The 21,065-nt window shown below is 38.5% G+C and carries 20 protein-coding genes; 3 read left to right on the forward strand and 17 right to left on the reverse strand.

Annotated features, from left to right (window positions below; genetic code table 11):
- Positions 1 to 38: 38 nt before the first annotated feature.
- The 11 genes from BR73_RS0116165 to spoIVA form a co-directional block, all read right to left on the reverse strand.
- Complete coding sequence (locus tag BR73_RS0116165) at positions 39 to 857, reverse strand: ABC transporter ATP-binding protein (protein WP_033166379.1); 819 nt, start codon at positions 855 to 857, stop codon at positions 39 to 41.
- A complete protein-coding gene (locus BR73_RS0116170; RefSeq protein ID WP_051685250.1) occupies positions 851 to 1,879 on the reverse strand; it encodes an ABC transporter permease subunit in 1,029 nt (342 codons plus the stop codon). The genes BR73_RS0116165 and BR73_RS0116170 overlap by 7 nt, the downstream gene beginning before the upstream one ends.
- 76 nt (positions 1,880 to 1,955) lie before the next feature.
- The gene (locus BR73_RS0116175; protein ID WP_033166380.1) at positions 1,956 to 2,309 is read right to left on the reverse strand and encodes a NifB/NifX family molybdenum-iron cluster-binding protein; all 354 of its coding nucleotides are present in this window, start codon (positions 2,307 to 2,309) and stop codon (positions 1,956 to 1,958) included.
- Between the two features lie 18 nt (positions 2,310 to 2,327).
- Positions 2,328 to 3,302, reverse strand: a complete 975-nt coding sequence (gene cysK, locus BR73_RS0116180; protein WP_033166381.1) for a cysteine synthase A — start codon at positions 3,300 to 3,302, stop codon at positions 2,328 to 2,330.
- 15 nt (positions 3,303 to 3,317) lie between these two features.
- Positions 3,318 to 4,856 carry a nitrogenase component 1 gene (locus BR73_RS0116185; RefSeq protein WP_033166382.1) on the reverse strand — a complete coding sequence of 513 codons (1,539 nt, stop codon included), beginning with the start codon at positions 4,854 to 4,856 and terminating at the stop codon, positions 3,318 to 3,320.
- A 155-nt stretch (positions 4,857 to 5,011) separates the two neighbouring features.
- Complete coding sequence (locus BR73_RS0116190; protein WP_033166383.1) at positions 5,012 to 6,346, reverse strand: nitrogenase component 1; 1,335 nt, start codon at positions 6,344 to 6,346, stop codon at positions 5,012 to 5,014.
- A gap of 140 nt (positions 6,347 to 6,486) precedes the next feature.
- Positions 6,487 to 6,927, reverse strand: coding sequence for a pyridoxamine 5'-phosphate oxidase family protein (locus BR73_RS0116195; protein WP_033166384.1), 441 nt, complete (start codon positions 6,925 to 6,927; stop codon positions 6,487 to 6,489).
- A gap of 173 nt (positions 6,928 to 7,100) precedes the next feature.
- Positions 7,101 to 7,265, reverse strand: a complete 165-nt coding sequence (locus BR73_RS28385) for a YezD family protein (RefSeq protein ID WP_081848689.1) — start codon at positions 7,263 to 7,265, stop codon at positions 7,101 to 7,103.
- 304 nt (positions 7,266 to 7,569) lie between these two features.
- The gene (locus tag BR73_RS0116205) at positions 7,570 to 9,240 is read right to left on the reverse strand and encodes a hypothetical protein (RefSeq protein WP_033166386.1); all 1,671 of its coding nucleotides are present in this window, start codon (positions 9,238 to 9,240) and stop codon (positions 7,570 to 7,572) included.
- 120 nt (positions 9,241 to 9,360) lie between these two features.
- The gene (locus tag BR73_RS0116210; RefSeq protein WP_051685251.1) at positions 9,361 to 10,413 is read right to left on the reverse strand and encodes a C40 family peptidase; all 1,053 of its coding nucleotides are present in this window, start codon (positions 10,411 to 10,413) and stop codon (positions 9,361 to 9,363) included.
- Positions 10,414 to 10,851: 438 nt separating this feature from the next.
- A complete protein-coding gene (gene spoIVA, locus BR73_RS0116215; protein ID WP_051685252.1) occupies positions 10,852 to 12,363 on the reverse strand; it encodes a stage IV sporulation protein A in 1,512 nt (503 codons plus the stop codon).
- A gap of 317 nt (positions 12,364 to 12,680) precedes the next feature.
- Between spoIVA and BR73_RS0116220 the strand changes: the two genes are divergently transcribed.
- Positions 12,681 to 13,562 (forward strand): DegV family protein, encoded by an 882-nt coding sequence (locus BR73_RS0116220; RefSeq protein WP_033166387.1) that lies wholly within the window; start codon positions 12,681 to 12,683, stop codon positions 13,560 to 13,562.
- A gap of 84 nt (positions 13,563 to 13,646) precedes the next feature.
- Here BR73_RS0116220 and BR73_RS0116225 read toward each other — a convergent pair whose 3' ends face one another.
- Genes BR73_RS0116225 through der form a run of 3 tightly spaced genes read right to left on the reverse strand, consistent with a single transcriptional unit; the run spans position 13,647 to position 16,626 of the window.
- Complete coding sequence (locus BR73_RS0116225; RefSeq protein WP_033166388.1) at positions 13,647 to 14,660, reverse strand: NAD(P)H-dependent glycerol-3-phosphate dehydrogenase; 1,014 nt, start codon at positions 14,658 to 14,660, stop codon at positions 13,647 to 13,649.
- 12 nt (positions 14,661 to 14,672) lie between these two features.
- Positions 14,673 to 15,299: a glycerol-3-phosphate 1-O-acyltransferase PlsY gene (gene plsY, locus BR73_RS0116230; protein ID WP_033166389.1), complete on the reverse strand. Its 627-nt coding sequence runs from the start codon at positions 15,297 to 15,299 to the stop codon at positions 14,673 to 14,675.
- Position 15,300: 1 nt separating this feature from the next.
- Positions 15,301 to 16,626 (reverse strand): ribosome biogenesis GTPase Der, encoded by a 1,326-nt coding sequence (gene der, locus BR73_RS0116235; protein ID WP_033166390.1) that lies wholly within the window; start codon positions 16,624 to 16,626, stop codon positions 15,301 to 15,303.
- An 811-nt stretch (positions 16,627 to 17,437) separates the two neighbouring features.
- Here der and BR73_RS0116240 point away from each other — a divergent pair.
- Positions 17,438 to 17,857 (forward strand): GNAT family N-acetyltransferase, encoded by a 420-nt coding sequence (locus tag BR73_RS0116240; protein WP_033166391.1) that lies wholly within the window; start codon positions 17,438 to 17,440, stop codon positions 17,855 to 17,857.
- Positions 17,858 to 18,170: 313 nt separating this feature from the next.
- Positions 18,171 to 19,349, forward strand: coding sequence for a ribose-phosphate pyrophosphokinase (locus BR73_RS0116245; protein WP_033166392.1), 1,179 nt, complete (start codon positions 18,171 to 18,173; stop codon positions 19,347 to 19,349).
- 1 nt (position 19,350) lies between these two features.
- Here the strand turns inward: BR73_RS0116245 and pgeF are convergent, their stop codons facing one another.
- The 3 genes from pgeF to BR73_RS0116260 all read right to left on the reverse strand — a co-directional run bounded on the left by pgeF (position 19,351) and on the right by BR73_RS0116260 (position 21,032).
- On the reverse strand, positions 19,351 to 20,193 hold the full coding sequence (gene pgeF, locus BR73_RS0116250; RefSeq protein ID WP_197032674.1) for a peptidoglycan editing factor PgeF: 843 nt from the start codon (positions 20,191 to 20,193) through the stop codon (positions 19,351 to 19,353).
- 64 nt (positions 20,194 to 20,257) lie between these two features.
- Entirely contained in the window at positions 20,258 to 20,617 is a 360-nt protein-coding gene (locus tag BR73_RS0116255) for a YraN family protein (protein ID WP_347463470.1), read from the reverse strand.
- Between the two features lie 61 nt (positions 20,618 to 20,678).
- Positions 20,679 to 21,032 (reverse strand): EscU/YscU/HrcU family type III secretion system export apparatus switch protein, encoded by a 354-nt coding sequence (locus BR73_RS0116260; RefSeq protein WP_347463449.1) that lies wholly within the window; start codon positions 21,030 to 21,032, stop codon positions 20,679 to 20,681.
- Between the last annotated feature and the right edge of the window lie 33 nt (positions 21,033 to 21,065).

The raw sequence follows: 21,065 nt of genomic DNA on the forward strand, positions 1-21,065 counted from the left end.
CCTTGCCGGCAGTTCTTTTATATCCTTTATGTACTTACCTATAAATAGAACTCCGGTGTTTGTACTTTTCCGGTAAAATCAAGTATTTGCAGAATCCTGGAACGAAAATTCAAGAAATCCACGCTGTTTCTCTGTCTTCCATAGGTTTCATTCCTGCCAATCTCCACATTGATTATCTCCTCTACTTTTGCCGGTCTGGGCGTCATTACAAAGACGCGGTCGCTTAAATAAATAGCTTCATCTACATCATGGGTTACCATCAGCATGGTAGTGCCGCGCTCTTTCCAGATACGAAGGATTTCATCCTGCATATTCATTCTGGTAAAGGCATCCAGAGCTCCTAAGGGTTCATCCAGCAGCAATACCTTGGGATGATTCACCAATGCCCTTGCAAGGCTGGCACGCTGTGCCATACCTCCCGACAACTGATGGGGATAGGACTTCTCAAATCCCTTAAGTCCCACCAGGCGGATAAATTCTGACACCTCCTCTTTCTGTTCCTTATAAACACCTCTTATTTTCAAACCATATGCCACATTATCATAGATAGTAAGCCAGGGAAATAATGTTGGATCCTGAAATACCAGCCCTCTTTCATAACCTGGTCCGTTAATGGGATTTCCGTCCAGATAGATTTCTCCTTCCGTCGGCGGATTAAGCCCGGCCACCAGTCTGAGAAAAGTTGATTTTCCGCAGCCGGATGGCCCGATAAGACACACGAATTCTCCTGGTTTTATTTCCGTATCAAGATTTTTAAGTGCAACGGTTTTGTTTCCGTCAGTGTTTATAAACTCTTTGGATACATTAACTGCCTTAATGTTTCCGGTTTGTTTTTCAGTGCTGCTTTCTGTTACCATTTAATTACTCCCTTCTGCCATTTCAATAATTTATCCCTTACCTTAAACTGAAGAGTGATAAACAGATAGCAAAAACCTGCTATTAGAATTAGACCGGCATACACATTTGGATAAGCAATCATTTCCTTCTGCCAGTTGATATACCAGCCAAGACCTGATTTGACTCCCATCATTTCAGCTGCCATTAACGCAACAAAGGAACTGCAGGTTGCATTAAAGAAACCTAAAAAGATAGAGGGCAGGGCATCCGGGATAGCAATGTGAATTAAATTCTGAAAATTACTGGCTCCTAAGGTTGATGACACTTCAAAATAGGATTTTTTAGTAGCCTGTATACCGGAACTAGTTAAAATGGTTATCTGAAACCATACACCGAAAGCAATAAGAAATACAGCTGCCCACCTTGGGCCAGGGAATACAATAAGTGCAAGGGGAATCCAGGTGGAGGAAGGAATCGGTCCCAGGATACGGATGATAGGGTAAATCCAATAATTCCACCCCTTGCTCCAACCTACCAATATTCCTGTTACCACACCTAATACGGTTCCCACCAGCAAACCTTCTACCAATAAGGAGAAGGAACTTGTAATACAGGTTAATAAAAATTCCCTGTCCTCTATATACACATTAAAAACTCTGCTTAAGCTTGGAAAGTATAATTGAGGCAGCAAATGTGTCTTAACCGTTACCAGGTTTAAGATCGTTACAAAAACCCCTACCCCACCGATAAACCATCCCTGAGAAGAATATTTTTCACGGAGTCTGGCAAAAAACAAAGAGAGCAGCAAAACGGCTAATGATATGGCCAGGGCTACAAAAAGTACGCTTCTTAGATTTGTTAAATCACTGTATTTTGCTTCTCTATGATTTGGTACAACTACTTCTGTAATCAGTGCAATCAGCAGGCCAACGCTTGGTATCACTGTTCGATAATCAAAATGTATTTTATTCTCGGCATAAATCTTTTCTGATAGTTTTAAGTCCGGAGTTATTACATTTGCTTCCTGTAACTCGTCTGACATAATTTCCTCCAATAATATGATTCTGCATATCTTTAAGTATAAATGTATCTGTTTATAGGTGAAGACCCCTCCTCCTTCACCTATAAAACTGATGTTTTTTATAAAAGGTAATAATTTTTTTAAGTGCCTGATTGATTGCACCCTGATTCTGCAGAGGTACGATTCCGTAATGTATCAGCAGCTTTTCCGATTGAACTCCGATTTGCTTGACCAGTACCAGCTGACAATCCTTTAAGGCATCTATCTTCTCTCTGATAACTACCTCCTGATGAACACCGCAGGATTCCTGATGACCGGTAATCCGGTCTTCAATAAAATTGATACTATCGTCCTCCTGATTGATCTCAAGAATCTGAAAACGGCTGCATCCGCCAAAATGTTCCGTTATATTGCTTCCATCCTTCGTTCCGATTGCAATTCGATATTTCATAAAGTTCACTTCAACTTTCTATTCTTGTTTATACCAAATGCGGCTTTTCTCCTCAGGTACTGTATTAAACAATTCTGTGGAAAGATATCTTTCACCGGTATCCGGCAAAATAGCAAGAACTGTCTTCCCGGCATTTTCAGGCCTTTTTGCAACGAAAGCTGCAGCAAAGGCGGCAGCTCCGGAGGATATACCCACCAAAAGCCCCTCTTCTCTTGCAAGTGCCCTTGCTGTATCGATAGCTTCCTCGTTCCTTACCCGGTAGATCTCATCAATTATTTTTGTATCCAGAACAGAGGGTACGAAACCTGCACCGATACCCTGTATTTTATGAGGATTTGGATTACCGCCGGAGAGGACCGGTGATGCATCCGGCTCTACTGCTATGATCTTTATCTCCGGATTTTTTTCTTTCAGGTAAGCTCCTGTTCCGGTTACGGTTCCACCGGTACCTACACCCGCTACCAGAATATCGATTTTACCGCCGGTTGCCTCCCATATTTCCGGTCCTGTTGTAAGCTTATGTATTTTAGGATTCGAAGGATTATCAAACTGCTGTAATATGATACTGCCCGGTGTCTGTATATGAAGTTCTTCTGCTTTTCTAATGGCGCCTTTCATACCAAGACTTCCGGGTGTCAGTACCAGATTGGCACCCAGTGCTGTCAAAAGTGTTCTGCGCTCAATACTCATAGTATCAGGCATGGTAATTATGAGTTTATAGCCCTTGGCTGCTGCAACAAAAGCCAGGCCTACACCGGTATTACCGCTGGAGGGTTCAATCAGCACGGAATCTTTATGAAGCAGACCTTTTTCCTCTGCATCGGTAATCATGGAATAAGCAATACGGTCCTTTACGCTGCCTAAGGGATTGAAATATTCCAGTTTCAACAGCAGATTGGCATCTGCTATTTTCGCCAGTTTTGAAAAAGCCAGCGGCTTTAATATTGGTGTATCTCCTATCAGATCTGTCAGATTTTCTACAATTCTGCTCATTCTACTTCCCCCTGTTTAATAATTTACCGCTTCCTTTATATTTTCCGTGGGATCCTTCGCATACCAGCTTTCTGCCAGGGGCAAGGACACATTGGCAGAGACATTCTTAACAAAATTGGTGTTTTTAAGAATCTTAGCCGCTTTTCTGGCTAATTCGAAAGCACCTGAATACCCCATGTAATTAAGAGTCTGGCCAAAGAGGGGGAAGTTAGGGATACCAAGCTTACTCACCCAGCCATTTGCATTTAGATGCCCAACGTATAAATCTGGTTTTAATTTCTTTAATAAATTCAGCTCTTCTGCAGGCTGACCTGCTCCCACCTCTACTAACAGCTCCGGATCTTCCATATCCTCAAGGATGTCTTCTACAAAACGGTCCACATTATGAGCTTTCACACCTACCAGCTCCATACCCAGAGAACGAAAGAATTCAGCTGTTGTAAGTATACGGGTCTCACCGCCTCCGACAAAGATCTTCTTGCCTGCAAGAGAAACCTTTAACGGTTCCAGGGCTTTCTTTAATTCTGCATTTTCAAAAGCAATCAATTTCTCTGCTTCTTCTTCCAAATGAAAATATTCAGCAATCTTTCTCAGCCACTTATTGGTATTACGTATGCCAATTGGCAAGGTATCAATTAAATAATCTGTTCCAAAACGTTCCTTTAGATGACCTAAAAGATAATCATCATGGGTTGCGCAGATACTTACATTCAAGGCAGCCTCACCAATATGTGCAAGATCATCTATGGATGCGTGAAGAGGCAGAACCTTGGGTATCAGCCCGATTGCACTTAATAATCTTGACAATTCAACCTCATCCCCATTGGAATTGGAGCCAACATTAAAGATATTGACGGTTCGGCTGATACGGTATTTGTCCTTAATATCTCTTATTTCATCTGCTCCTGGGATTGCACTGTTTTCTTTGGCAGGAGGATCTATCAGATGTTTTAGGACTCCGTGATAAGCGGAATCATAACCGGAAGCTACATATTTACTCTTAAAGCCCTCACAATGAACTGGAACAATTTTAGCTGCTACACGGTCCTTTAGTTCTGTTACGAGAGAATCGATATTGTCGCCGATAATTCCAGGTACACATCCGTTGGCTATAACAATCGCATCGGGATGATATTCACTTTCTGCATAAAGCACTGCTTTTCTTAATTTATCGATACCGCCCTGGACAACATCCAACTCATCCATATTGGTATGGAGCCATATAAAATCTTCATTTGGTTTACCCTTAGAAGCTCTCATGGTTTTCCTAAGTCCGCCGCTGCCAACAAAACCGGAGCAGCATCCCAGAGGAGAATGAACTATCATAACTACATTGGTGAAGCTGCTGACAATTCCAACGGCAAGGGTTAATTGACATCCTCCGCTCTGAGAGAATTTTCTGTTCTGCAGCTGTGCACAGCCAGATTTTATACCTCCGGATAATTGTCCGCAGGAACCACAGAAAGCATGACAGGCACCAATTCGTTCTTCTCTGGTCGGTGGAGCATCGGCTCCTAGATAATTATAGGTTAAACTGTCCGCATAATTTCCCATCGATATTCTTCCTTTCTCATAATCCATTTATATAATTTAAAGATAACTTATTTATCAGTTTCATATTAAGGTATAAATAAACCTGCTCAAAATAGTCGGACAATGCCGCTCTCATATAGATACTTGATATATTTGCCGACTGTAACAGATGTTGATTATCTGGCAGCTACCAGTTCACTGATCAGATCTTCAACCAGAGTCAACCCGCCTTTAAAACCTGTATATCCTTTACTTAATACGACTCTGTTACTGACGGGAAATGCCACAGCTAAGAAACCCGCACCAAGTTTTTCTGCTAATCCTCTTTCGATTCCGCTTCCTACTACAAAAGCTGGACCAAAAGCGTCATAATATTTCTGATTGTGGTTATAGGGCCAGCTGTTACGAACTTCCTTTATCAATTCACCGGCATTTCGTTCAAAGACTACTTTCGGTCTGGTTTCAGAAGTCAGATTATCAAACTTTTTCTCATATTCTTTCTGTACCTCTTCTTCATTTATATCATTAATGGAGGTTATAAAAGGAATCCAGCCCAAATCATTGGCTAAAAATCTGCTTAAAGGATAAGCATAATAGCTGTCTGCTGCTATGACTACATACCGTTGGAAATCAATATCAGAATATATATCAACAATTCTCTCTAAAAAGGAATAATAATGCTTCTTTTCTGTTTCAATTACAGCTTCTATATGTTCCTTCTCAACTCCCAGTGCCTCACCTATCTGATAAAGGAAAGTTTCCGTACCGGAAGGACCAACAGGTAAATCTGCTTTTATATAAGGGGTTCCATGGAGTTCTTCAAACAACCCGGCAGACTCTTCACCTGCCTGGCCGGTAAATAATATATTAAGGCTTGCTTTGCCATAAGTTCTGATATCTGCAATGGTATCCCCGGTTCCAAAGAAGGTATTTGCCTTTATTCCAAGCAACCCTAAGAGCCGTTTAATTTCATCCAGGTTTCCACGGTAAAATACATCATGGCCAGGAACCGTGCCCAGCAGATTAACAGTTGCCGCTTCTTTAATTACAGAGGGTTCAATAATATCCTTAATCAGGGTCTTAACAACAGCATCATAACCTTTGAAGGTATTCCCTAAAAATCCTGGTGTGCTTGCACCTATAACGTTTCTCTCTTTAAAACGTTTCGCCACACTTACAGCATCATCCCCTATTATTTCCACCTGACATCCCGTTACTACTATAAAAAGATCCGCATCGAGAATTTCCAGTGAGTTCTCTATCTGTTCCTCCAACCGGTCTTCTCCGCCAAAGACAATATTATTCTCAGAGATATTGGTAGTAGGTATCATAGTGCCGCCGCAATATCCGGTTCCCCTATAACCTGACGCCAGATTATAAGTTCCTGATAGTGCTGCCGCACATCCTCCTGCCGCATGGACTATAGGAATTACCCTGTTAAGACCTGCAATTGTTGTTAATGCTCCTCCCAGAGCACACGAAAATTTTGCGCGTTCAATAAAATCTGCCAAAATGCATCCTTCCTTTCTATGTCTGTTCAATTTAATTTTTGTATAAAAAAAGAGACACATGAACAGTATTATACTGATACATGGTCTCCGGTTTTCCGGTCAACCTGCGTAAGAATTATTATTCTTAACAAATCACTGAATTATAGCTGTATAACGGTAATTCTATCCTGAATATCTGATTCACCAAAGTCTAAAACCTTTAGCTTTTTAGGAACTATTTTATAAATATTATGAGTATCCTCTGTTATTTTGATATTCGGATTTTTATTCAGAATCACTTCTCTTCCCTTCTCAAATTCTGTGTTGCTGTCTAATAGCTGTGCATCACCATAAATTGTTACATTAAAATATTTTGAAATGAACTGGTTATCATGTTGAAACAGAGCCGCAATATTGTTATTACTGTCAATCTGTGTATTCTTATTACTGGACTTAGAAGTTGAAAAATATATGGTATAACCAGATACTCCATAGCCCCCCAATATACGAACATCGGGACTCCCCTCTTTATCAACAGTTGCCAGTACAATTCTTTGGTTAGCTTTTAGATACTCTTTTATTTTTTCCTCTGATGCGGACATTCTTTTCTCCTTCCTTTTTGTACGGTAATCAATATTAATTGACCCTGACCTCCTTTCACTTCATATTCTCTGGAAAAACTTCAGAACAGGTCATGCTGCCTTAAATCAAAAATGGGCCTAAGAAAACATATACCTGTTTTCTTAAGCCTCCGGCTGTCCGGTCAACTTAACCCTTATTTCATTCTTACTTTCTCATTTTTCTCAATCTGTACAATTTTCCCATCCTGAATTACAACCGTAATAGATCCGTATTGTATGGATTCTATAAATTCTACAATTCTTTGAATGTCGTTTTCTCCTACGCAATTTCTCTTAGCAGGTTTCTTTCCACTATCCACTGTTTCACCCCTCAGATTGAGTATTCCTACTTATCATATATGAATTATATGTAATGTTTTTGTAAGTATAACTTTTCTGGCTAACTTTGTCAATAGTTTTTTTGAATTTATTTTAGTGATCTTTTTTAAGATTTAAAAGACAGAAATAAGCTCCGGTAATTTTCGGCATTGAAAGAAATCAAAAGATTGTTTTCTTTCTTTTATCTGCCAGAAGCTACTGGAGCTGATTTATTAGAATTCAAATTATTATGTTTTCTATGCTATTCTGTATAATACCAAATATGATAGATTATTCCACTGCTAATTATGAAACACTTGTCCATTTGCCTTCTTTCAGAAAATATGCTGCACTTCTTGTTGCTTTTTCAGTAACCTCTTCTGGATATCCCATTACTTCCAGAAGTTTAATTGCATTTTTTGAAACTGCTCTTCCTCTGATTAATTTATAATCAAACAGTACATTTCTATCTGCAATTTGTTCTTTAAAATGATAATTGGCAAAACTGCTCTCTAATATATGAGTCAGCTCAATATCATGAGTGGCGGCAAAACAGATGGTGTTGGTCTTGCTTAAATGATACAGTATCTGTGATGATGCAGCAATACGCTCAAGAGTATTGGTTCCTCTTAACACTTCATCTACAAAACATAGTACCGGTATCTTATCATTGGTCTTATCCATAATCCGTTTTAAAGACTTAATTTCAACAATGTAATAACTTTCATTTCCCTGCAGATTATCCTGCAGAGCCATAGAAGACATAGTCAGGAAAAAGCTAGCTTTATAGGAGCTGCTTAAGGAGGTATTAATTGTCTGCGCCAAGATAGCGTTAATTGCCAGGGTTTTTATGAAGGTGGATTTACCGGAAGCATTGGAGCCGGTTATTAGAACAGAGCCATTTGCATGAATGGAATTAAGGACAGGCTTCTCGATCATAGGATGATATACCTCCTCTGCTTCGATAAAAGGCTTCTTTTTCTGTTCCAGTTCAGGGATGGAATAAAAAGGCATCATCTTACGGAAAGAAGCTGCTGCAATACAGCTGTCTAAGAGTCCTACTGTTTCATATATTTCATTTAATGCCTTTCTATTTTCTTTAAAACAATCAATCATTGAATAAAATTTTATAAGATCCATGTGAAAAATTATCTTAAGGTAGTCAAGAATAAGATCACTTAAATTGCCGCTGGCACTTTTAAGCCCTACTAGAAATGAACCGCTGCGAAACTGCTTAAATGCTGCTTTCGAGCTGTTAAGTTTTGCAGTATATTCTTTGAGCTCCGGATTATCAAACTCTGCCATATCATTTATTCCATCCAGAAGACGGATGATATAAGCGCAAATTGTAAAATATACCTCGATTTTACCTTTTGTGCGGTAATACTGGTAAACATTGTGTAAAAATAAGATTACAGATAAGGTTCCTCCAACAGCTGGATTAACAGCTATAAGTCCCAGTGAAATTAAAAAGCTGGAAACCATAAATATATGGGGCCATTTGCCGGAAGACTCCACTGCTTCAAGCCGGTTGATATACTCATATACAGATATGCTGCTGATTTTACCCATTTTCCATAAAGAAAACTGCATCGACACACGGGTCTCTTGATTTTCTTCAAAGAAATTCATTAACTTCTCCCGTTCCATAAGTTTACTGTTATCGAATTGCAGCTGATGCAGCATTGCAAATAAATACTCTTCTCCGATAGCGCTTTCCGTATGATTTAAGAGCATAAATATCTCATCCATACTATTGTCATTCCAGGTAATGTGATCTACATCCTCCGGTTTCTTTAAAGTATTGTAATAAGCAGCCAGGGATCTGAACTTTTCCGAGGTATATTCCTCTTTGGGTACCTTCCCCCACTCGTTTTTAAGCTCCAGTTTGATATTTTTATACCATTTTCTCTTATCATGAACACCCTTTATAACAAATACCAATGTTATAAGGAGAATCGTAATCATAATCTCCATCCTTGCCTCCACCTATCCTGTATGTGATTGATAATAATTAACTTATCTTGCTAATTTTTCCAAGAGATCTTCTTAAAAAAAGGGCTGCAGTATGCAGCCCTTATATTATTATTGCATATTTTAATCATTTATAATTCTTACCATTCTAATTGGTGAACGATAATACATATTCGAAATCTTGATGCCAGTTCTTGGATTACTTGCATGAATAACCTGCCCGTTTCCTATATACATGGCAACATGATTAATATAACTTCCACTTCCGTAGAATACCAGATCACCCGGTTTTAAATTAGATGAGTTTACACTGGTACCTGAATATGCCTGACTTCTGGAAACTCTGGGCAAATAATAGCCGTATTTTGCATATATTCCCATGGTAAATCCTGAACAGTCAGTACCGTTTGTAAGGCTTGTGCCGCCCCATACATAAGGGTTACCTAAGAACTGCTTCGCATAAGCTACCATCTGTGCTCTTATACCTGAAACACCTGCTGCCAATTCATCTACTGATACTGCCTTCTCCAGCTGATAGGATAAATCTATATATTGTCTTGCAACATAACCTTCATCTGCATCAATCTTTACTTTTACCCAGTCAGTGGTTACAGAAGTAACTTCTAATTCCTCATCAATGGGAACGCTGGTTACTACACCGGCTAACAAGCTGGCTTCAGATCTTACATTTAAGGTTGGTGTGTTTACTGTTGCAACCAGACTTCCTACTTTCTTAGCAAGGGCAGCCGCTTTATCTCCTGTAATTAAGAATTCCTTCTTAACATATCCAGTAACTTTGCCGGATTTGATCTTAACCCATCCGTCTTTATCTTCATTAATTATAGTACAGCCTGCATTTTTAGGTAATTTAGCAATAATTTTCTGATCTTCTCCAGCATCTTTACGGATATTAAGATGATTCTCTACATCCGCTATCCCCAAATTGCTATAGTCGTATGCAGCAACACTTGATTCCCATGTAGCAATGGTAATTTCAGAGGATGCTGCCATATTGCCGGAATTATAATAATTATCCAAGGTTACCGAGATACCTGCTAATGGTTGTTCACCATAGACAGTTTCCGCACTGGTATACTTGGCATTTAAGGCAAATAAAAAAGTACCGGCGATACAAACGCATGAAATCTTTATGAATTTGGTAGTGCGATGGTTCATTTGGTTCCTCCTGTTTGCTATCCCTCTCATTTAATATGTATTTGCCATTCAACTAAAGTTGTTACAAATATATTAAATTTATTACTGAGTTATTATAGCAATAGTTCAAACTTTTGTCAACACTTTGCCTTACTTTTGTTATAAATATATAATTTAATTGTAAGTATTTCCATTATTGGGTATTAATATTCGTATAATATTCGGTATTAACAGAAAGTTCGTTCTCTATTTGTAGAATTATGACGAACTTTGAAATATAAAATTTTAGTAACATATTAACTGTGAAACATAAGAAATAAATCAAAAATGCACCTGCAAATGTTAGCTGACTAATACTAACATTTGAGATGCACCTTATGCTCCTACAATATAGCTATCAATTTATACATGATTTAGCTGCAAATATCACTTCCTGGATTACGATCTTTAAATCGGTTATCAGATAATGATACAGATGATACCGCCATTGCTTTCGTTAATAATCTTCTGCATGGTCTCCTGGAGTTTAATCTGACTGTCATCGGTCATCTTGCTGATTTTTGAATTAATACCTTCCTCCACCAGCTGTTGAATGGATTTTCCGTATATATTAGTCTCCCATATTCCGTCCGGATTCTCCGAGGAATTCTTACGTATGTAATTGATTAAGTCATTTGCCTGTTCTTCACTGCCTACAATGGGTGCAATTTCCGTCTCTATGTTTGCCTTGATCATGTGAATAGACGGCGCCGTAGCCTTTATCTTCACTCCGTATTTATTACCATGCTTCATGATTTCAGGCTCTTCAATAAGAATTTCTTCTTTCACAGGATTGACTACTCCGTATCCTTTATGTCGTACTTCTTCACAGGCTCCGGATACTTTCGCGTACTCTTTCTTGACACTTGCCAGCTCTCTGATTGTACTGATAAGCTGATATTCATCACCAATGGGTACTCCGATAAGATCGCTTAAGATATTGTAGTAATAAACATCATCAAACTCTACAAATACCTTAACAGCACCATTCTCCATCTCAACCTTGTCAATCTTGAAGCGGTTAACAAACTTACTGTCTGTAAGCATATTCTCGCTTCTTACATCTCTGATTAAGGTCAGGCGTTTCAGCAATTGTTTAACGGATTCAATTAAATCCTGTTTCAGCCAGTGGTCATCCGGTAACATCTCTGCCCACTTTGGTGTATGGAAATTAATTTCCGATACTGGAAATACCGAGAGGATATTTGTCATGATATGGTTAATGTCTTCTTTTCTCAGCTGCTCACAGTTAACAGCCATACAGGTAACATTATACTTCTGGGCAATATCATCCGCCAGATTCTGACTGGTTTCCGAATAGGGTCTGTTGGTATTAAGAAGCACTATAAAAGGTTTCTTTAATTTCTTTAATTCTCCGATAGTCTTCTCTTCTGCCGAAATGTAATTATCTCTTGCAAGATCACCAAAACTGCCGTCTGTAGTTACAACAATTCCAATAGTAGAATGGTCGTTTATTACCTTTTGGGTTCCGATTTCTGCAGCCTGGGTAAATGGTATCTCGTAGTCATACCAAGGGGTCTTGACCAGACGTTCCTGTTCGTTTTCTATGTGTCCGGCAGCTCCATCTACCATAAACCCTACACAGTCAATTAAACGGATGTTAACTTTCGTATCATCTCCCAGTTGAATCTGGGCTGCTTCCTTGGGAATAAATTTAGGCTCGGTGGTCATTATGGTCTTACCGGCAGCACTCTGCGGCAACTCATCAATTGCCCTTTCTCTGTTATGCACGTCAATGATGCTTGGTATTACCAGAAGGTCCATAAATCTTTTAATAAAAGTCGATTTCCCCGTTCTTACCGGCCCCACCACACCTATGTATATGTCACCGCCTGTCCTAGCCTTAATATCATTATAAACATCATATATCTGGCTTGATGTAAATTCCGGTGACGAATATTGCTCCAACATACACATCCTCCTTTCGGTTATAATTAAACATATGCAGGTGTCTTACATTTAATGATTTGTGTTGTATATTTCTACCATTAAATTTTCCAGGAATTATTCAGGTATTTAATATTCATATTTCAATAAAATGCAACTCCTGTATTCCAGCGTTATACACATATTGAATGATAATTTTATATTAACTATCTACAACCTTCAAATATTTTAGATTTTTTTAAGAATATTTCCCTTTTATTTTCGATATATTATGGTAAAATATCATGGTAGTTTTAAAAACTACATAATAAAAAAATACATATGATTGGAAGTAGAATGAAATGCTATATCAAATTATAAGTGATAGTTCCTGCGATTTACCTATGGATTATACAAAAGAAAACAACCTTGAGATTATACCTTTCTACGTGTCTTTTGACGGAGAAAACTATTATAAAGAGGGTATAGAAGTAGACCATGAAGAATTCTATAACCGTATGATTACTGATCATGCCTATCCTAAAAGCTCTCTACCTTCTATAGATGATTATTTACAGGTATTTAAAAAATACGCAGCAGAAAATATTCCAGTCATCTGTATCTGTATAACCACCAAATTCAGCGGTTCCTATCAATCAGCAATAACTGCAAAAGAGATATTATCAGAAACCTACCCCGATGCCAGGATAACTGTTATTGATTCAAATATAAATACTGTACTGCAAGGTATCTATGTAAGAGAAGCTGTACGAATGTTACAGGACGGTATCAGCTACGAAGCTGCAATAGAACATCTGGAACGGATTAAAAGCACTGGAAGAATTATCTTTACCATAGGCTCTATGGATTATCTTAAGAAGGGCGGCAGAATCGGCAAGCTGCTAACCTTAGCCGGTGATACACTGGGTATTAAACCACTTATTATCTTAAAAGAAGGTGAAATCTATCCTGCCGGTATTACAAGAAGCAGAAAGAAAGCCAAACTTAAATTATTGGAACTGGCAAAAGAACATTTTATAAAATTGAAAGAAGACTCAAATAATTATGAAATAGTAGTAGGAACAGGGATTGATATGGAGGAGGCAGAAGAATTTAAAAGAGATCTGGAAAAAGCCCTGGGAAGAGAAATTACATTACCGGTTGCCAGAATCGGAGTTACCATCGGAACCCATACCGGTCCCCACCCCATAGGTTTAGGATTAATCAGGAAATATGATATTTAATAGATACTATAAGAAATGGTATGACCGGAATCTCAGAGGTTATCTGCAAAATTCCTGCCATACCATATTATTCTATGAACTGTGTTATTTCTTCCACTCCAACTCAGAGTATTCTCTTCTCTTATCACGTAATAAAAGATCGGAAACTGCTTCTATAGCAGGCTTATTCTCAAATAGCACCAGGTTAACCTGCTCTACGATAGGCATCTCCACATTGTACTTCTTAGCCAGCGCCAGAGCAGCCTTTGCAGAATACACACCTTCTACTATCTGTTTTACTTCCTTCATTGCTTCTTCCATGGTATAACCCTGTCCGATCAGGTAACCTGCATTACGGTTTCTGCTGTGCTTGCTGGTACAGGTAACAATTAAATCACCTACTCCGGAAAGTCCTGCAAAGGTTTCCATCTTTCCGCCCATGGCGATACCTAAACGGCTGATTTCTGCTATTCCTCTTGTCATTAACGCAGCTTTTGTATTATCACCGAAACCAAGTCCGTCAGCAATTCCTGCGGCAAGTGCGATCACATTCTTAATCGAACCACCCAGCTCAATTCCTATGACATCAGGACTGGTATAAACCCGAAAACGTTCACTCATAAATACATCCTGGATGAAATGAGCAGTATCCTTAGAATCAGCTCCCACTACACAGGTAGTAGGGATAGTCCGGCTTACCTCCTCCGCATGACTGGGGCCAGAAAGCACAGCCACATCTGCCTGGGGGATCTCTTCTTTAATAATATCTGTTAAAGTCTCAAGGGTATTCTCTTCAATACCTTTACCAACATTAACAATAATCTGATCCTTCACGATATAGTTTTTTGCATTGTTTGCTGTTGCTCTGACAAAGGGAGAAGCAACTGCGAAAACAATTAACTCTTTTCCTTCACAGGAAGCCTTTAAATCACCGCTTATGAGTACATTATCCGGTAATTTGATACCGGGAAGTTTATCTTTTAGTTCCCGGTCATTTGTGAGCTGTTCAACCTCATTTTTAAGCGCTGACCATAAAACCACTTCATGTCCGTTATTACCCAGCAATATTGCGATTGCAGTACCCCATGCACCCGCACCTAATATGCCTATCTTTGCCATGATACTTCTCCCTTACTTATCTTCTATTTTTATCTTTTGTCCTAATTTATTTTCAGTTCCTTTCATAAGCCTCTGGATGTTTGCTCTGTGTTTTACAAATGCTAATATCGTAAACAAAAAGCTGATCACAAGCATATGTATATTTCCCGGATAAAATATAAGAACTCCAACGGGAAACAGGAGAGAAATCAATAAGGACCCAACGGAGACATACCTTGTAACAGCTACAGATAATGAAAATACGATAAATGCCACCAAACCTAAACGCCAGTCGAAAGCCAGCATAACTCCGCTGGTCGCTGCAATTCCCTTCCCGCCTTTGAAATTCAGCCAGAAAGGGAAATTATGACCTAATACAACTCCAAAGCCAGTATACAGTGCTAATAAGCTTACATCTGCCCTATTCTGAAATACCAGAAAGCTGACAATAAGGATAGGAATGATAGCCTTTAAGGCATCTCCCAAAAAGGTTAATACACCTGCTTTCATTCCTAAGGTCCTTAAAGCATTTGTTGTTCCGGCATTACCGCTTCCATATTTTCTGATGTCAATATTGTTTGCTTTTCCGATAAAATAGCTGGTAGAAAAGCAGCCGCACAAATATCCTACAATCAAGCATATTATAATTCTTTGCAGCATATCATTCTTTTTCCTTTCGCTCCCTGATGAAAAATTTAAGTGATGTTCCGGAAAAACCAAAGGCTTCCCTGATCTTATTCTCAATATATCTGGTATAGGAAAAATGCATCAATTCTTTATCATTAACAAAAATAACAAAAGTAGGCGGTTTTACGGATACCTGTGTTATATAATACAGCTTAAGGCGTTTACCCTTATCTGAAGGGGGCTGCTGAAGAGCAACTGCTTCCGCCATAATTTCATTCAGGACACCGGTTGCAATTCTTAAGTTCTGATTCTGAATAACCTGCTCTATGAGATCAAAAAGTTTGTTCAGACGCTGTCCGGTAAGTGCAGATACGAATATCATCTCCGCATAGGGCATATAGGAAAGAACCCCTTTTATCTCATTTGTATGCTTATAGATGGTCTTATCATCTTTCTCGATTGCATCCCACTTGTTAACGGCAATAATGATACCTTTGCCGCGTTCGTGTGCAATTCCTGCAATTTTGGCATCCTGCTCTGTTACACCTTCTTTGGCATCGATTACCAGAACAACCACATCTGCACGTTCTACGGCAGATACCGTTCTTACAATACTAAAGCGCTCTAATTCTTCTTTAATCTTGCTCTTTCTTCGAAGGCCTGCTGTATCAATAAATATAAATTCTTTTCCGTGGTATTTTACCGGAGTATCGATAGCATCGCGAGTGGTTCCTGCTATATCTGATACGATTACACGGTTCTCACCAATCAGCTTATTAATAATAGAAGATTTACCTACATTAGGTTTACCTACAATAGCAATACGGGGGCGTTCATCTTCTACTTCCCTTAAATCCGCCGGATTAAAATGACTGATTACTTCATCCAGCATATCTCCAAGCCCAAGCTTGGATGATGCGGATACCGGATGGGGGTCACCAATACCAAGGTTATAGAATTCATATACATCAGGCATTAATTTATCAAAGTTGTCCACCTTATTAACTACCAGAATGACCGGTTTGGTAGAACGTCTTAACATATCTGCTACTTTAAAGTCATCATCTACAAGCCCCTGCCTTACATCCACCAGGAACATAATGACATCGGCTGTCTGAATCGCAATTTCAGCCTGCTGCCTCATATAGGATAGCAGTACATCATTGCTCTGAGGCTCAATACCGCCTGTATCAATCATAGTGAACTGTTTGTCAAGCCAGGTAACATCCGCATAGATTCTATCCCTTGTAACTCCTGGGAAGTCCTGTACGATAGCTATTCTTTCACCAGCTAGTGCATTAAACAACGTCGATTTACCAACATTAGGCCTTCCGACAATTGCAACGATCGGTTTACTCATTTTATAAAAATTCCTCTCTTTTATTTGTCATAATCCTTGAACCAAACTACTCTTCTGCCTTTTAACAGTTACTTGGGTATACGGTACTGTATCTTATGAAGGTACTATAGGTTCAATTCCTATATAAGCTTAGTCATTTATCTGGTATCCTTATAAGTTCTATAAAATTTATGAACTATTGCAGAAATAAAATGCCAGATATTCAAGTCATTTTACCTGGAATAGGCAAAACTGATAGAAACTTATATATAGAGATTTTCCGTCTGATTTTACAATACAAATCTCCGTTTGTAAAGCATTTTCAGCAGGTTCTTTCAATATACCAGCAAAGAGAATCCCTTACCGCTCAGGCAAGTCACAATTATTCTCTTAAATTTACTCCTTAAATAGTATATCAGTAAGAGGAATATTTATCAAATAATTTTTCATTATTAAGTATATTGACATTCTCAAAAGTACAGGTACATAATAAGATAAATGCATAAAGAAAGGAGTCAGTCTGCAAAACTTAAGAAATTCAACAAAAAAATCTGCAAAATTAAATTAAAAATGTTTGCATAAAGCAATTTCATAAATGCCTGCATAAGTTAATTTCAAATAATGCCTGCATAGATCAACTTCAAAATTGCCGGCATTAATCAAAACAAAAAAGCATATATTAATAGCTTTTTTAAATACCGGCATTATCACATTCAAAGTATGTGCATAATCATATTTTAATTCATGTATTATTAATTACAAAATGTATGCATAATCACATTCAAAAATGCATCCATAAACAAATTTCTTAAGAAAGCAGCGTGATTTATAAATGGACATCAAGTTAAAACACAGCCTTACTGTGAGAGAATATAATGATTTAAGAGAGAGTGTAAATTGGAAGCCTCTTCCTGAAGCACAGGCACAACGAGGTCTTAACAATACCTATTATCTGACTGCAGCGGTTTATGACGGAGAAACTGTTGGTATGGCACGGTTAATCAGTGACGGAGGATATGTTGCATATCTGGCAGATGTTATTGTAAATGAGAATTACCAGGGACATGGTATAGGCCGAATAATTCTTGATGATATGCTGGATTATATAAAAAACACCTTATCCCAGGGAGATATGGTCATGGTTGTTCTGGTCGCTGCTAAGGGCAAGGAAGAATTTTATGAAAAATTCGGATTTATTAACAGACCTAATGATATTTATGGTGCGGGTATGACTTTATTTATGAATGCATAAAATCTGGAAGTTTAATATAAAGGTACATCTCATATACACTTCACCCAACCTGGAACATTTAACTTTTTTATTCATAAAACACCATATAATCAAGCGCTGTAATTCCATAAAATGAAATAATTCAAAATGTAACTTATATAGTCAGCCTCCTAAAAACGGTTGACTTACCATTTTTACCATGCTATAACTATATAGGTTGAAGTTTTTCATGCTCTTAAAAGGCGTGATTTTATATAGTAATAATTTACATCCGTTCAATATAACATTATAAACACAATAATCCTGTATCAGACATAATTTAGGAGGACAAGCAATGCCTGAGAATACCACGAAGAGCCCTATCGCCCCTTTAAAGATTATATCCCTGGAAGGTTTTAAGCCTCTGGCTGAGAAAATCGATAAACATATCTCTATTTCTCGCAGAAACAAAGAGGAAAAAAATAATTACAATCTCTCTTTTCCCGGCTATTATAAGGACAGCTATCTGGTTAATGCCCAAGTACCTCGTTTTAGTTCCGGTGAAGCCAAGGGTGTCATAAAAGAGACCATCCACGGAATGGACCTTTTTATACTGGCTGATATCAGCAACCATAGTCTTACTTATAATCTCTATGGTGAAGAAAACGGAATGTCTCCGGACGATCATTTTCAGGACTTAAAACGCCTTATAGATGCCTGCAATGGAAAAGCCAGAAGAATCAATGTGATACTTCCCTTCCTATATGAAGGCCGTCAGGATAGAAGAAGCAATCTGGAATCCTTAGACTGTGCCACAGCTCTTCAGGAATTGGTAGAAATGGGGGTTCAGAATATCATCACCTTTGATGCCCATGAGGCCAGAGTACAAAACGCAATTCCTTTAGAAGGCTTTGATAATTTCTATACCTCTTATCAGTTCCTTCAAGCCTTTCTTAATACCGAAAATGGAATATCCATTGAAAAAGAAGACCTGATGGTAATAAGTCCTGATGTAGGTGGTATGTCAAGAGCTGTATTCTACTCAAATATCTTAGGTGTGGATATGGGTATGTTCTATAAGAGAAGGGATTATTCCATAGTCAGCAATGGTAAGAATCCCATTATTGCTCATGAATTCTTAGGCGGTGATGTCGCAGGAAAATCCGTTTTTATCGTTGATGACATGATTGCTTCCGGTGAAAGCGTATTAGAAGTTGCCGCAGAATTAAAGGCAAGAAAAGCAGAAAGAATTTATATAGCTGCGACCTTCGGTCTCTTTACCAGCGGTTTTGATAACTTTGATAAAGCTTATGAGAAAGGTATAATAAACAGAGTTTATACCTCCAATCTCATTCATACTTCAGAAGAAGTACTTAATAAGCCTTATTATACCAACGTGGATATCAGTAAGTATCTCTCCCTGATCATCGATACCCTCAACCATGACTGCTCTGTTGACGGTATCATGAACTCCAGTGCACTGATAAGACAGCGTTTAAACGATTACAGGGAGAACTACCGGAATAATCATTGATTTACTTATCCAGCATCAAAAAGGCAGCCAAGGTTCCCCTCTTTCCTTTTGATGCCCTATGTGAAAATAAAAGTTCTGAATTACAGCAGGTACAAAGATTGCTGATATGAATATTACCGCTATCAACTCCTGCAGAGGTTAAAACAATACGGTTTACTTCCCATAAATCCAGCTGGTATTTACCGGCTGGGTTTTTCTTAAGAATTCTCTCGAAATTCCCATTCAGTTCCGGCTCAAATTCTCTTATAAATTCCTCAGCTACTTCTATGCTGATTTCATAACAATCTTTGCAGATGGAGGGACCAATAAGGGCCGTTACCTCAGAAGGGTCGGTATCAAATTCCTCCTTCATAGCTTCCAGAGTTTTCTGTCCCATACGTCCTACTGTTCCCCTCCAGCCGGAGTGGCTAAGTCCTATGGCTTTGTTTTTCTTATCTACAAAATATAGAGGAACGCAATCAGCATAAAAGGTTGCAAGGGGGATTCCTGGTACATTTGTTATAAGACCATCAATATCCTCATAATCTCTGGGATAAAACAAACCTTTTCCTCTGTCAGCTTCCTTAACCACTTTGACATTTGTTTTATGTACCTGATGAGTGGCAACCACATCTTCAAGGTTTATTTTCAGACTTTCACATATTCTTCGGTAGTTTTCATCTACTTTTTCCTTCGCATCTCCCACTGAATAGGAAAGGTTTAAGGATTCAAAGCAGCCTTCACTGACTCCGCCAAGCCTGGTGGTAAATCCATGCCTGATAAATGGTATCTCAGACAAAACATTAAAAGTCAGAAAAGGTGTTTGTTTATCTGTATGTAATTTGATATTCCGATTATTTTCCAACAACACTTCCTCCTATCTGTGTGTCCTGACACACGTTAATAAACAAAGGGCATTAAAGACAATATTACATAACAGCATCAAAAGCATTCTGAATCAGAGTTATCTCGTCTCCTACTATCCCTACTACATCAAACCGGCAAGGGGTGTCTTCAGAAATCTGATGCTTATACATATAGTATCTTGCTGCTTTCGTTATATTCCTGGTTTTTCTTAAATCCACAGCTTCAAAAGGCGAACCGCTTATTAAATCTCTGCGAAACTTTACTTCGACAAACACAAGTACTTCCTTATCCAAGGCAATCAGATCGATTTCTCCATGTCTGCTAAAGAAATTTGAAGCCAGTATGACATATCCGGCGGCTTTCAGATACTCGGCAGCAATTTGTTCTTTCTCATTTCCGACAGTTCTTTTGTTATAAATGATACCCCTTCTTCCCCGGGCTTATTTGAAAACTCCTCAAGCCGTTTCCAAATACGCACTAATGCTATTTCATTACTTTAGATTTTATCCGATCCATATCATCTACAAAAATCATAATCTCAGAGACCACTTCATATAACTCAGGCGGGATATAATCCCCAAGATCCAGCTTTGATAAACTTGCTGCCAGTCTGCTATCCTCATGTACCGGTATTTGATTTTGCCTGGCACCTTTTAAAATCTTGTCTGCCAGAAATCCCTTACCGGTAGCAATAATCCTGGGAGCCGCATCTTCTTCATTGTAGCCCAGCGCTATTGCAGTTTTATTCATAAATTCAGAATCACTGCTCTCCTTTGATTCCTGGTGCTTTAGGCTGTCAGATTTATTAAGTTTGTCGGGATTCTTCTTATTATCCATTAAAATCACTCCTCCCATTATATTCCTTAAGGG

Source organism: Clostridium sp. KNHs205 (assembly GCF_000702945.1).
Taxonomy (GTDB): domain Bacteria; phylum Bacillota; class Clostridia; order Lachnospirales; family Lachnospiraceae; genus Anaerocolumna.